14 protein-coding genes are annotated in these 11,833 nt (G+C 67.4%); 6 read left to right on the forward strand and 8 right to left on the reverse strand.

Annotated elements, in window-relative coordinates:
- Complete coding sequence (locus AC1RP5_RS24290; RefSeq protein WP_493114979.1) at positions 1-963, forward strand: dienelactone hydrolase family protein; 963 nt, start codon at positions 1-3, stop codon at positions 961-963.
- On the opposite strand, the gene AC1RP5_RS24295 is transcribed toward AC1RP5_RS24290, so the two are convergent.
- Positions 964-1,440, reverse strand: coding sequence for a gamma-glutamylcyclotransferase family protein (locus AC1RP5_RS24295; protein ID WP_493114980.1), 477 nt, complete (start codon positions 1,438-1,440; stop codon positions 964-966).
- Entirely contained in the window at positions 1,425-2,708 is a 1,284-nt protein-coding gene (locus AC1RP5_RS24300; RefSeq protein WP_493114982.1) for an adenylate/guanylate cyclase domain-containing protein, read from the reverse strand. Before AC1RP5_RS24300 ends, AC1RP5_RS24295 begins: the two co-directional genes overlap by 16 nt.
- A 66-nt stretch (positions 2,709-2,774) precedes the next feature.
- Here AC1RP5_RS24300 and lipP1 point away from each other — a divergent pair, with 66 nt between their 5' ends.
- On the forward strand, positions 2,775-3,842 hold the full coding sequence (gene lipP1, locus AC1RP5_RS24305) for a LipP1 family hormone-sensitive lipase (protein WP_493114984.1): 1,068 nt from the start codon (positions 2,775-2,777) through the stop codon (positions 3,840-3,842).
- 26 nt (positions 3,843-3,868) lie between these two features.
- On the forward strand, positions 3,869-4,498 hold the full coding sequence (locus AC1RP5_RS24310) for a TetR/AcrR family transcriptional regulator (RefSeq protein WP_493114986.1): 630 nt from the start codon (positions 3,869-3,871) through the stop codon (positions 4,496-4,498).
- Between the two features lie 121 nt (positions 4,499-4,619).
- On the opposite strand, the gene AC1RP5_RS24315 is transcribed toward AC1RP5_RS24310, so the two are convergent.
- Positions 4,620-5,492 (reverse strand): fumarylacetoacetate hydrolase family protein, encoded by an 873-nt coding sequence (locus AC1RP5_RS24315; protein WP_493114988.1) that lies wholly within the window; start codon positions 5,490-5,492, stop codon positions 4,620-4,622.
- Positions 5,493-5,593: 101 nt separating this feature from the next.
- Here AC1RP5_RS24315 and AC1RP5_RS24320 point away from each other — a divergent pair, with 101 nt between their 5' ends.
- Entirely contained in the window at positions 5,594-6,232 is a 639-nt protein-coding gene (locus tag AC1RP5_RS24320) for a 3-keto-alpha-glucoside-1,2-lyase-like domain-containing protein (RefSeq protein WP_493114990.1), read from the forward strand.
- On the opposite strand, the gene AC1RP5_RS24325 is transcribed toward AC1RP5_RS24320, so the two are convergent.
- The 5 genes from AC1RP5_RS24325 to AC1RP5_RS24345 form a co-directional block, all read right to left on the reverse strand.
- Positions 6,222-7,046 carry an HAD-IIB family hydrolase gene (locus tag AC1RP5_RS24325; RefSeq protein ID WP_493114992.1) on the reverse strand — a complete coding sequence of 275 codons (825 nt, stop codon included), beginning with the start codon at positions 7,044-7,046 and terminating at the stop codon, positions 6,222-6,224. The genes AC1RP5_RS24320 and AC1RP5_RS24325 overlap by 11 nt on opposite strands.
- A 22-nt stretch (positions 7,047-7,068) precedes the next feature.
- Entirely contained in the window at positions 7,069-8,388 is a 1,320-nt protein-coding gene (locus AC1RP5_RS24330; protein ID WP_493114994.1) for a TRAP transporter large permease, read from the reverse strand.
- The gene (locus AC1RP5_RS24335; RefSeq protein WP_493114996.1) at positions 8,385-8,864 is read right to left on the reverse strand and encodes a TRAP transporter small permease; all 480 of its coding nucleotides are present in this window, start codon (positions 8,862-8,864) and stop codon (positions 8,385-8,387) included. Before AC1RP5_RS24335 ends, AC1RP5_RS24330 begins: the two co-directional genes overlap by 4 nt.
- A gap of 7 nt (positions 8,865-8,871) precedes the next feature.
- Positions 8,872-9,924, reverse strand: coding sequence for a TRAP transporter substrate-binding protein (locus AC1RP5_RS24340; RefSeq protein ID WP_493114998.1), 1,053 nt, complete (start codon positions 9,922-9,924; stop codon positions 8,872-8,874).
- A 90-nt stretch (positions 9,925-10,014) separates the two neighbouring features.
- On the reverse strand, positions 10,015-10,341 hold the full coding sequence (locus AC1RP5_RS24345; protein ID WP_493115000.1) for a DUF1476 domain-containing protein: 327 nt from the start codon (positions 10,339-10,341) through the stop codon (positions 10,015-10,017).
- Between the two features lie 108 nt (positions 10,342-10,449).
- Between AC1RP5_RS24345 and AC1RP5_RS24350 the strand changes: the two genes are divergently transcribed.
- The gene (locus AC1RP5_RS24350; protein ID WP_493115002.1) at positions 10,450-11,301 is read left to right on the forward strand and encodes an HTD2 family dehydratase; all 852 of its coding nucleotides are present in this window, start codon (positions 10,450-10,452) and stop codon (positions 11,299-11,301) included.
- Entirely contained in the window at positions 11,298-11,831 is a 534-nt protein-coding gene (locus tag AC1RP5_RS24355) for a carbonic anhydrase (RefSeq protein WP_493115004.1), read from the forward strand. The genes AC1RP5_RS24350 and AC1RP5_RS24355 overlap by 4 nt, the downstream gene beginning before the upstream one ends.
- The last annotated feature ends 2 nt before the right edge of the window (positions 11,832-11,833 follow it).

The following is an 11,833-nucleotide window of genomic DNA, read 5'->3' on the forward strand; positions in this document are numbered from 1 at the left end:
ATGCGACGGGCAGCATTCTCTGCTGCCTGCACACTGCTCGCCTGCGTAGCGTTTTGGACGAGTGCGCAGGCGCAGCAGCGCGAAACCATTTCCTTCGAGAGCCGCCAGAAAGGCCAGCCCGTCCAGGTCACGGCCGAGATCACCTGGCCGGCAAATGCGGGCCCGGTGCCGGCGATGGTCATCCATCACGGCAGCGGCGGCCTCGGCGAGCGCGAGGCGCGCTACGTGCGCGAGCTGGTGCCGATGGGCGTCGCCACCGTGGTGATCGACTCGTTCAAACCGCGCGGCGTCACCTCGACCGTGCTCGACCAGTCCGCCGTCACCGGCCAGGACTTCAACCTCGATGCGCTCGCCGCGCTCAAGGCGCTGGCCGCCAATCCGCGCATCAATCGCCAGCGCATCGGCATCATGGGCTTCTCAAAGGGCGGTACCTCGGCGCTGATGGCCTCGCACGAGCAGCTCATCCTCGCCGCCGGCGGCACGCCGGGCGGGCCGCGCTATGCGCTGCACGTGCCCTTCTATCCGTCGTGCAGCGCGCAGTATTACCAGCCGCGCACCACGGGCGCGCCGATCTATCAGTTGCTGGGCGGTGCCGACACCTATGTCGGCTTCGAGCCCTGCCAGACCTACGGCGAGGCACTGCGCGCCTCGGGCGCCACGATCCAGACCAAAATCTTCCCCGGCGCGATGCACGGCTTCGACTACGGCCCGCCCTACTCCAATCCGCGCGGCGAGAACTATTCGAAGTGCGTGAACCAGCAGCAGCCTGACAAGTCGTGGATCTCCCGAGACAGCGGCATCATGACCTTCGGCCCCGACGGCAAGCCGATCCCCGGCGCGCTGGCCAAGGCGATGGCCGCCTGCAAGACGCTGGGCGTCAGCGGCGGCGGCAACGACGCTGCGGCGAAGCAATCGATGGAAGACCTGAAGGGCTACGTGCGACGGCACCTGCTGGGTGGGTGATCAATCGAACGTCGGCGTCGCGGCGAGCTGTTCCCAATAATCAGGCGGCAGAAGGTCACGACCAGCCAGCAGGCAATCGAGGTAGGCGCGCGGCGGCTTGAGGCCCTCGCCCTGGATCAGCGCGACATACACGATCGCCTCGACTTCCTCGCCGGTGTCGGAGCGCACGACGCGGATCGTGCGGCGCTCATAGTGACCCGCAACGACGCCTTCATAGATGTCGAGCACCTCGAAGCCGGCTTCCGGCAGGGCGTTCAGCGTGCCGTGGACCACACCACCCTCGGCCATCACGATGTTGGCGGCCGATCCGCCTTTCAGGAGCCGCGAGGGCTTGTCGAAGGCGAGCTTCCAGCCGTCGAGCCGGCCCGCGATCCGCTCGCCGCGCGGCACGCCCTTTGGCCCGAGGCGCTGGTCGAACAGGCGCGCGGCATCCATGTTGGAGCCGTAGGCGAAGTACCAGGTCAGGCCATCCGCCATACCCGCACCTTTTCCTCGTAACCGCGGATCGCGATAGGGCCGAGATCGACGGCGCCGTCGCAGGGCGTGGCATCGTGCACCGACTGCGAGACCAAGAGCCGCGCGCCGACATCCTTGGTGAGCTGCTCGAGCCTGGCTGCCAGGTTCACCGTGTCGCCGATCACCGTGTATTCCTTGCGCTGCGGCGAGCCCACCGTGCCGGTCACCGCCTGGCCGAGATGGATGCCGATGCCGACCCGCAGCGCCCAGCCGGGATGCGTGCCGTTCCAGGCCTCGACCGTGTCGATCATCGACCGCGCCGCGGCCAGCGCGTTCTGCGCCGCCGAGGGATCGGCGAGCGGTGCGCCGAACAGCGCGAGGAAACCATCGCCCAGGAACTTGTTGATGATGCCGTTGTTGCGATCCACCACGTCGATCATCTGGGCAAAGAAGGCGTTGAGCAGCGCCACCGTCTCCTCGGCCGAGCGCTTGCGCGTCATCGCCGTGAAGCCGCGAATGTCGAGGAACAGCACGCAGACCGTGCGCATCTCGCTCGGCGGGTCGGTCCGCGTCGCCAGCAGCCGGTCGACGACTGCGGGCGAGACATGCTGGCCGAACAGGTTGGTGACCCGGTCGCGCGCCGCCACCGCCCGCACCGACTTCTCGAACTGGGTGCGCAGGCTGTTGGCCACGAAGCCCGCCACCAGACCGCTGCCGAACAGGACCAAGGTGCGGCTGAAATGGAACAGCAAGGTCTCCTGCGGAATGTTGCCCCACGGCTCCAGCGGCAGCAGCCACAGGACCAGCACCATCTGCTGCAGGGCCGCGACGGTCCCCGTCCACACCGACAGCCAGAAATCGAGGCGCAGGGTCGAGAGCAGGATGAAGATGAAATAGAGCAGCGGCGGCCAGAACCCGAAGACCAGCAGCGGGTCCATGTAGTGGCTGAGGGTGACGATGATGGCGGCCGGCAGCGACGTCTCGATCAGGGCATTGCCGAAGCGCGCCACCCGCGGGAAGTCGAGGTCCTTCGCCGCACGGTATCGGAGGAAAGTGAGCGATCCCAGCTCGTAGATCAGGAAGGGAGCGACGCCCACCAGCGGCATCCAGCCCGGCACGTCGCGCTCGAACATGCGGGAGGAATAGTCGGGGAAGAAATTGGCGACGATCAGCGTGATCGCGAGCAGCGCGGCCAGGATGATCGATACCGCGCGCATGCGCTGCTGCTCGCTGCGGATGATCTCGCGGCGAAGCGCATCGGAGAAGAAGTCGGGCGCCGCGGCAGCCATCGTGCGCCAAACTAGCCAGACCCGGCGGGCTCCACAACGGGCGGTCGCGGTGCTAGGTACAATCCCATGTCGATGAAGGAGATCGCGCGCGAGGTTCAAGGCAAGGTCGCCAACCTGGCCCTGCGCATGCCGATTTCGTGGGTCAATATCCTGGCCGGTCCGCCCGTCGAGGTCGACGGCCGGACGCTGGACGGCCGTGCCCAGTGGTTCCTGAAGCTTCTCGCCTATAGCGGCCAGCCGGCCGCGCACACGATGAGCGTGGTCGAGGCCCGCGAGGATTACGACGCCTTCATGCAGATGCTGGGCGGCAAGCCCGCACCGGTCAGCGAGATCCTCGACCGCACGATTCCCGGCCCCGGTCCCGCCAGCTCGATGCGCGTCCGCATCTACCGGCCGGCCGGCAGCGTGGCGCGCCTGCTGCCGACGATCGTCTATTTCCATGGCGGCGGCTGGGTCATCGGCAGCCTCGAAGGGTACGACCTCGCCTGCCGCTATTTCTGCGCACGCTCGGGCTGCGCGGTCGTCGCCGTCGATTACCGGCTGGCGCCCGAGCACAAGTTCCCCGCCGCGGTGGACGATGCGCTGGCCGCCTATCGCTGGCTGGCGGGCGACGCCGCCACGCTCGGGCTCGACCCCGACCGCATCGTCGTGGCGGGCGATTCGGCCGGCGGGACGCTCGCCGCCGTGGTCGCCCGCGAAGTGCGCCACGAGCCGCATCCGCCCTGCCTGCAATGGCTGATCTATCCCGCGACCGACATGGCGGGCGACACGCCCTCGCACCGCAGTTGCGCCGACGGCTTCCTGCTCACCCAGGCCGACATGGCCTGGTTCCGCACGCACTATCTGAATGGCGATACCGAGATCGACGATCCGCGCGCCTCGCCGCTGCGCGCCGCCGATCTCGCCGGCGTGGCGCCGGCGCTGGTCTTCACCGCGGGCTTTGATCCGCTGCGCGACGAGGGCCAGGCCTACGCCCGGAAGCTGCGTGACGCGGGCGTCAAGGTGATCCATCGCGAGTTCGACACGCTGATCCACGGCTTCATTGGCATGCGCGGTGCATTGCATGCGGGGGCACGGGCTATGGACGACATGGTGGCGGGCCTGCGCCACGAACTCGCGCAGCTTGGACGATGATCGAGAGCCGGAAGGGGCATCGGGACATGGGTGATGGAGCAACGCCGGAGCCGCGCGGCGAACGGGCCGGGCGCCGCGAACAGAACAAGGCGGAGAACCGTATCGCGCTCCTGAAGGCGGCGCGCGCGGTGTTCGCCGAGATGGGTTATGGCGCGGCCAGCGTGCGCGACATCGTGCGCCGCACGGATTTAGCCTCGGGCACATTCTACAATTACTTCAAGGACAAGGACGAAATCTTCGAGGCGGTGGTGGGCGAGCTCACCAGCGTTCTGCTGCAGCGCCACAACGAGGGTCGCGCCAAGGCGACCTCGACCGAGGAATTCGTGCGCCTGCACTACGCCGCCTATTTCAACTTCCTGGCCGAGGATCCCGAGCTGCTGGCGCTGGCGCGCTCGAGCTTCACTGCCGTGCGCACGCTCCTCGACAAGCCCGACGTGCGGGCGCTCGCGAAGGCGCTGAACGACGACATTCGCGCGGCCATCGCGCAGGGCATCCTGCCCAACGTCGACGTGTCCTATCTCGGCGCCTCGATGGCCGGCATCGCCTTCGAAATCTCGATGGTCATGGTCGCGCGCGATCCCGTCGATCCCGCCGCCGCCGCCGAATTCGCGACGCACCTGATGCTGGGCGGATTGGACAAGCTGCCGCGACGGTAAGCTCTCATCGGACCGCGGGCTTCCCGGCCCGCCTCGTGAGCGGGCCAGAGGCCCGCGGTCCCAAAGAAAAACGGCGGCCCCTCGCGGAGCCGCCGTCGATCGTTGAAGGACCGGGCGTTGCTTACGCGCCCTGGGCGATCGTGTTGCGCAGGACGCCGATGCCCTCGATCTCGATCTCGCAGACGTCGCCCGGCTTCAGCCAGGGCTGCGGCTTGCGGGCCATCGCCACGCCCGAGGGCGTGCCGGTGATGATGATGTCGCCCGGATCGAGCGTCATGCACTTGCTGAGCTCATGCACCAGGGTCGGCACGTCGAAGATCAGGTCGTCGGTGCTGCTGTCCTGCATGGTGACGCCGTTGACGCGCGTCATGATGCGCAGCGGCGCGGCGCCCTTGGGCAGCTCGTCCGGCGTCACGATGTCGGGGCCGAAGCCGCCGGTGGCGTCGAAGTTCTTGCCCAGCGTGAACTGGCCGCCGGACTTGCGCTGCCAGTCGCGGATCGAGCCGTCGTTGAAGCAGGCGTAGCCGGCGATCACCGAGAGCGCCTTCTCCTTCGGCACGTTGCGGCACTTCTTGCCGATCACGATGGTGAGCTCGGCTTCCCAGTCGAATTCCTTCGAATGGGTCGTCGACAGCATCTTGCCGTTGTGCGGCACCAGCGTGTTGTTGAAGCGCGTGAACACCACCGGGTAGGTCGGGATCGGGCTGCCGGTCTCTTCCGCATGCTTGCGGTAGTTGAGGCCGATGCAGAGGATCTTTCCGGGTGCGGGGATCGGCGTCAGGTACTTGGCCGACTTCTCCGACACCGTCGCGCCGGGCTTGATCTTGGCGCAGGCCTTGAGCACCGCCTGCTGGACCTTCTTGCCGCCGGACAGGATCTCGACGACCGTCTTCGGCCCGCGCGGCATCTGCTTGCTGAGATCGACGATCTTGCCGTCTCCCAGTTTGACGCCGACGGCGGGCTTGCCGCCGCTCAGGATGGTGCAAAGACGCATGAATTTCCCCCTTAGGATTTCGTCCGAAATACGGCCGCGCGTAAACTCCTCCCTCCCGCATCTTCGGTCAAGCGCGCCGCGTTTTTTGCTAGTCTCGGCGGATGCGTTTCCTCCTTCTCGCCCTTCCGCTGCTGTTCGCAGCCCTCCCCGCCTCGGCGCAGCTCGTCGTGCCGCTCACCACGCCCGACGGCCGCGTCGGTTGCACCCAGGGCAAGACCGGCATCGGCCGCCCGGCCGACTGGCGCGCCGTCGCCGATCCCGACGGGCCTGACGGCTGGGCGCTGGTCGAGAGCGAGCCCGATGCCACCGACCAGCGTTTCCCGCTGTGCATTTCCGAGCAGATGACCGGCCGCGACTTCGACGCCACCCTGCGCTTCAAGCCGATCTCGGGATCGCGCGACCAGGTGGCCGGCTTCCTGTTCCGCGCCCAGAGCGCCAGCGACTATTACGTCGTGCGCGCTAACGCCCGCGACAACTCGGTCCGCCTCTACCGCATGGACAAGGGCAAGCGCAGCCAGCTCGCCACCAAGGAAGCGCCGATCCCGCTAGGCCAGTGGCACTCCCTGCGCGTGATCGCCGTCAACGACCGCATCGAGGTGGCGCTGGACGGCAAGCCGCTGTTCGACGTCACCGATCGCACGCTGGTCCAGCCCGGCGCCGTCGGCGTGTGGAGCCAGGCCGACAGCGTCACCCACTACGGTTCGCTGCTGATCGGCCCGCCGCCGCCCCTCACACGCTGAAGCCCGGACGCTGGTCGGGGCTGCGTGCCTTCAGCAACGCCTTCGCTAGCTCGACAAAGCCCGCACCCGAACGGCCAGCCGTGATCCAGCGCGGCCGGTGTTCCAGCCGGTCGGCGAAGTCGGCGACGTTGGCCACGCCCACGGCATTGGGGAAATAGCCGAACATCGGCGCGTCGTTGGGCGAGTCTCCCGCAAAGACATAGTTGGTGCGCTCGGCCGCGAGGTCGATGCCGAACAGCTCCTTCATCATGGCGCGGCTGGTCGTCAGCTTGTCGTAGTCGCCAAACCAGCCGTTGACGTGGATCGAGCTCACCTTGGCGTGGGCGCCGTGACGCTCGAAGATCGACACGATGCGCTGGATGTCGGCGGCCGGCAGCGGCGGCACGTCCTCGCGGAAATCGACGGCGAGATCGGCCACACGATAAGGCTGATCGGAGGCGATGCCGGCGCCCGGCACCTCTCGCAGCACGTCGGCGCGGACCAGCTCCAGCCGGCGACGCCCTTCGGCGCGCTCGGCCTCGGACTGGATGAAGCGCGTGCGGAGACGGTTCTGGCTGCGGTCGTGCCACATCCAGAAGGCGCCGTTCTCGCCCACCACGGCGTCGACCGGCCAGAAGCGCGCAATGTGATCGCACCAGCCGGCGGGGCGGCCGGTGACCGGCACGACCAGCAGCCCGGCCAACTTCAGCGCTTCCAGGGCGCCATAGGCCTCGGCCGTCAGCGTCCCTTCCGTGGAAACGGTGTCGTCGATGTCGGTGAGTACGCCGCGCACGGCGACAAGAGTCTCGCGAGGGCAGTTCTTGAGCGGGTCCATCGCCGGCACTTCTAGCACGGCCTCACGTCAGCAGGCGCACCATCCAGAGGGCAAGGCCGGGGAAGACCATCACGAGGGCCAACCTCACGATGTCGGCGGCGATGAAAGGCAGCACGGCGCGATAGATGCGCGTCAGCGCCACGTGGCGGGCGATCGCCGAGACCACGAAGACGTTGAGGCCGATCGGCGGCGCGGTGAGGCCGATGCCGACCACGATCAGCACCAGGATGCCGAACCAGATCGCGACGTCGTCGGCCGGCATGCCGAAGTCGAGCGCCTGCACGATCGGGAAGAAGATCGGCAGCGTGAGCAGGATCATGGCGAGTTCGTCCATGACCGCGCCCAGCAGGATGTAGAACAGCAGGATCAACGCCATCACGCCGTAGGGCGTGAAGCCGGAATTGCCGATCCATTCGGCCGCCGCGACGGGAAGCTGCGACAGCGCCAGGAAGGCGTTGAACACGTCGGCGCCCAGCAGGATCAGGAAGATCATGCCGGCGGTCTCGGCAGTCTGCAGGAGTGCGGCTTTCAGCCCGGCCCAGCGCATGCCGCCCACCAGCACCGAGACGACCAGCATGGCGATGACGCCCACCGCCGCGCCCTCGGTCGGCGAAAAGATGCCGCCATAGATGCCTCCGATGACGACCAGCGCCACGAGGACGGCCGGCCAGACGGCGGCGATGTCACGCAGCCGCTGGGCCATCGGCACCCTCGGCAGGGCCGGCCCCAGTTCGGGGCGTCGGCGCACGACCAGCGCAATGACGATGCAGTAGAAGAACGCGGCCATGAAGCCCGGGATGAACGCCGCCATGAAGAGCTTGGCGATGTTCTGCTCGGTCGAGATGCCATAGACGACGAGGATCACCGAGGGCGGGATCAGGATGCCCAGGGTGCCGCCGACGGCGATGACGCCGGTCGCGAAGCCCGCATCGTAGCGGTAGCGTTCGAACTCCGGCAGGGAGGCGCGCGCGAAGGTGGCCGTGGTGGCGACCGAAGACCCGCAGATCGCGCCGAACGCCGTGCAGGCGCCGATCAGGCCCACCGCCAGTCCGCCCGGCCGATGGCCGACCAGGCTCGAGGCCGCTCGGAACAGCGCCGTCGACAGGCCCGACTTTTCGGCCAGCGCGCCCATCAGGATGAACAGCGGGATGACCGACAGCGTGTAGTTGGAAAAGTCGTGATAGGGCGTGGCCTTGATATAGTTCAGGAACGTCGGCCAGCCGCCCAGCCAGGCATAGCCCGCCCCGCCCACGAACAGCAGCGACAGTCCGATCGGCATGCGCGCGGCCATCAGCAGCAGCATGATGACGAAGCCCGCGATCGCGGCGGTCGTGCCGGTCACGATTGGGTCCCGAAGCGCCCGGCGGCCGTGACGAGCGACGCCAATGCCAGCAAGCCCGCCATCGCCGCGCAAGCCATGATCGCCCATCCCACCGGCAGGCCCAGCACCATCGTGGAGGTGTGCGAGTTGATGGCATCCATCGCCCCGACCGAAAGCCGCCAACCGAGCAAGGCAGCGACCGCGGCATAGACCACGTCCCAGAAGGCATCGATCGCCACGATCGCGCGCGGCGGCAGCCGGTTCGTGAAGGTGTCGACCAGCATGTTGCCGCGACGGAGCTGCGTGTAGGGCAGGAAGGAGAAGATCGCGAGCGCGACCGCCATCTGCACCATCTCGAAATCGCCGGGCAGGCCGTTGGAGGTGATCCAGCGCAAACCCACGCTCACCGTCACGAGCCCGGCGATGAACAGCGAGAGCGCGGCGCCTGCCAAGGCAAGCGCCGCGCCCAATCGTTCGGCTCCCCTGATCCAGCCCATGCGGGGATCAGGCCACCTTGTATTTCTGCACGAGGGTCCGCACCGCCTCGACCAGCTTGGTGCCGTCGAGGTTGCGTTCCTTCACCGAGGCGATCCACGCGTCGATCACCGGCTGCGTGGTCTTGCGCCAGCGAACGGCCTCGTCGGCCGAGATCTCGCTGATGACGTTGCCGCCGCGCTTGGACACCATCTCGAGCACCGCGGCGCCGGCATCGTCCCAGGTCTTGCCGGCCATCGTGGCGGCCGCCATTCCGGAATTGGCGTCGAGCACCTTCTTCAGGTCGGCCGGCACCTTGTCGTAGCTGCCCTTGTTCATGGCGAGCACGAAGGTCGCGGTGTAGAGCGTCGGCGAGCCGGGAATGCCGGTGTGGTACTTCAGCAGTTCCTGCACCTTGATCGCGGGCACGACCTCCCACGGCACGACACAGCCGTCGATCACCTTCTGGGCGAGACTCTCGGGCACCTGCGGGATCGGCATGCCGATCGGGCTGGCGCCCAGCGCCTTCAGCGCCTCGCCGGCCTGGCGCGTCGGGAAGCGCAACTTCAGACCCTTCAGGTCCTCCATCGTCTTCACCTGCTTGTTGGCGTGGATCAGCCCGGCGTCGTGCGCCCAGGCGCAGATGAGATGGACCTCCTTGAACTCGTCCTTGAGGTAGGTGTCGGCATATTCCTGGAACGCCTTGGCGTTCACGATGCCGAGCTTGTCGGCGACGAACGGCAGCTCCATCGCCTCGCTGGCGGGGAAGCGGCCCGGCGTGTTGCCCGGCAGAGTCCAGATGATGTCGGCCACGCCGTCGCGCGCCTGGTCGTAGAGCTGCGGCGGCGCACCGCCCAGCTGCATCGCCGGGAAGATCGTGATCTTGATGCGGCCGTTGGACTCGGCCTCGATCTTGCGCACCAGCGGCGTCAGGAACTTCTGGTGGATGTTCGAGGCAGCGGGCAGGAAATGGTGCAGCTTGAGGTTGACCTCGGCTGCCTGCGCGTAGCCCTCGCGCAACAGCGCGGGCGACGCCACGGCGGCGCCGGCTAACGCAAACATCTTGCGACGATTGATCGGCATTTTGCCTCCCTAAGACTTTTCTTATGGGAGGCAGCCTAAATCAGACTCCTCTCCCCCGATAGGGGAGAGGAATATGAAGTCGAAAGCCCCTTAGCGGACTTCCGTCATGATCTGCTTCTTGGCCTCGTCGGCCAGGCGCTCGGACTGCTTGCGGATGGTGTGATCTTCCATCGGCTTTCCGGCGGCGGCGAGGTCCTTCATCAGTTTGTGCATGACGTCGGAATCGCCGGGCTTCTCGAAATCGGCCATCACGACTTCCTTAGCATAGGCCTCGGCGTCGGCGCCGGTCTTGCCGATCAGGGCCGCGGCCCACAGGCCGAGCAGCTTGTTGCGGCGCGCGTTGACCTTGAACTGGATTTCCTGGTCGTGCTCGTACTTGGCCTCGAAGGCCTTCTCGCGATCGTCGAACGTGGTCATCGGCCGCTCCGGTTGGGCATGTCGGCCGGGTATATAGCGACCGCGACACCGGCTTTCCAGCCTGCGTTCGCAGTGGCAATGTCACGCCCTCAAAGAGGAAAACCCGTCATGTCGCTGGAAAAGCTCAAGGATTGGATCGGCAAAACCCAGTCCATGGAGGACCTCGCCGCGCCCTTCCCGGTCCGGGCCCTGTCGGCGACCTTCGACGAGACGGGCGATCCCGACCCGAAGAACGGCGATCCCCTGCCGCCACTCTGGCACTGGCTCTATTTCCTCGAGATCGCGCCGCAGTCGAAGATCGGGTCCGACGGGCACGCCGAGCGCGGCGACTTCCTGCCGCCGGTGCCGCTGCCGCGCCGCATGTGGGCCGGCAGCCGCTTCTCCTTCGACGGCGAGCCGATCCGGGTCGGCGAGACGATCCAGCGCCTGTCCGAGATCAAGTCGGTCGAACCCAAGAGCGGCTCCACCGGATCGATGGTGTTCGTGACCGTGCAGCACACGATTTCGGGGCCCCGCGGCCCCTCCTTCGTCGAGCAGCACGACATCGTCTATCGCGAGGCCGCGAAGGCCGGCGAGGCGCCGAAGCCGCCCAAACCGGCGCCGACCGACGCCACCTGGACACGCGAGATCCTGGCCGACCCGGTCCTGTTGTTCCGGTTCTCGGCCCTCACCTTCAACGGCCATCGCATCCACTACGACCAGCCCTACGTCACCGGCGTCGAGGGCTATCCCGGCCTGATCGTGCACGGCCCGCTGATGGGCCTGCTGCAGATGGAACTGGCGCGCCGCTCCAACGCGGGTAAGGTGGTCCGCAGTTTCGAGTTCCGCGCCTTGTCGCCGGTGTTCGGTGGGGCAAAGCTCCGCGTCCAGGGCCGCCGCGAACAGGACGGGTCGGTCACAACATGGATCGCCGATTCCAACGGCGGTCTCGCACAGCAGGGCAAGGCGACCTTCCGATGATCCACACGCATCACGCCGGCTGCGGCTGCCTCGCGGCGCTCTCCCGCCGCAACCTCTTCCGCTTCAGCGCCGGCGTAGCCGCGGTCGCCGCCGCCGGCCCGGCGCTGGCCCTCGACGACGGCTACGAGGCGATGCTGATGAAGTGCATCGATCCGCGCTTCACGACCGACACCTTCAAGTACATGACCTCGCGGGGCTGGCAGAACAACTACAGCCAGTTCAACATCGCGGGCGGCCCGGTCGCGGCGGTGGCGCCGGTGTTCCAGGAATGGCGCGCCGCCTGGGAAGCCAACCTCGACATCTCCGTCCAGCTCCACAACGTGAAGCGACTGATCGGCATGGCCCATCGCGACTGCGGCGCGGCGGCGGTGGCCTATGGCGACCGCATCAAGACCGACAAGGCCTTCGAGACCGAGATGCTGAGCCAGGCGCTGCGTGCCTTCCGCGACCAGGCCGCTAAGCGCCAGCCGCAGCTCATCGTCGAACTCGGCATCATGGACCTCACCGGCGCCGTCGAGACGGTGAAGTAACC

It is taken from the genome of Reyranella sp. GW821-FHT12G01, from assembly GCF_058806575.1.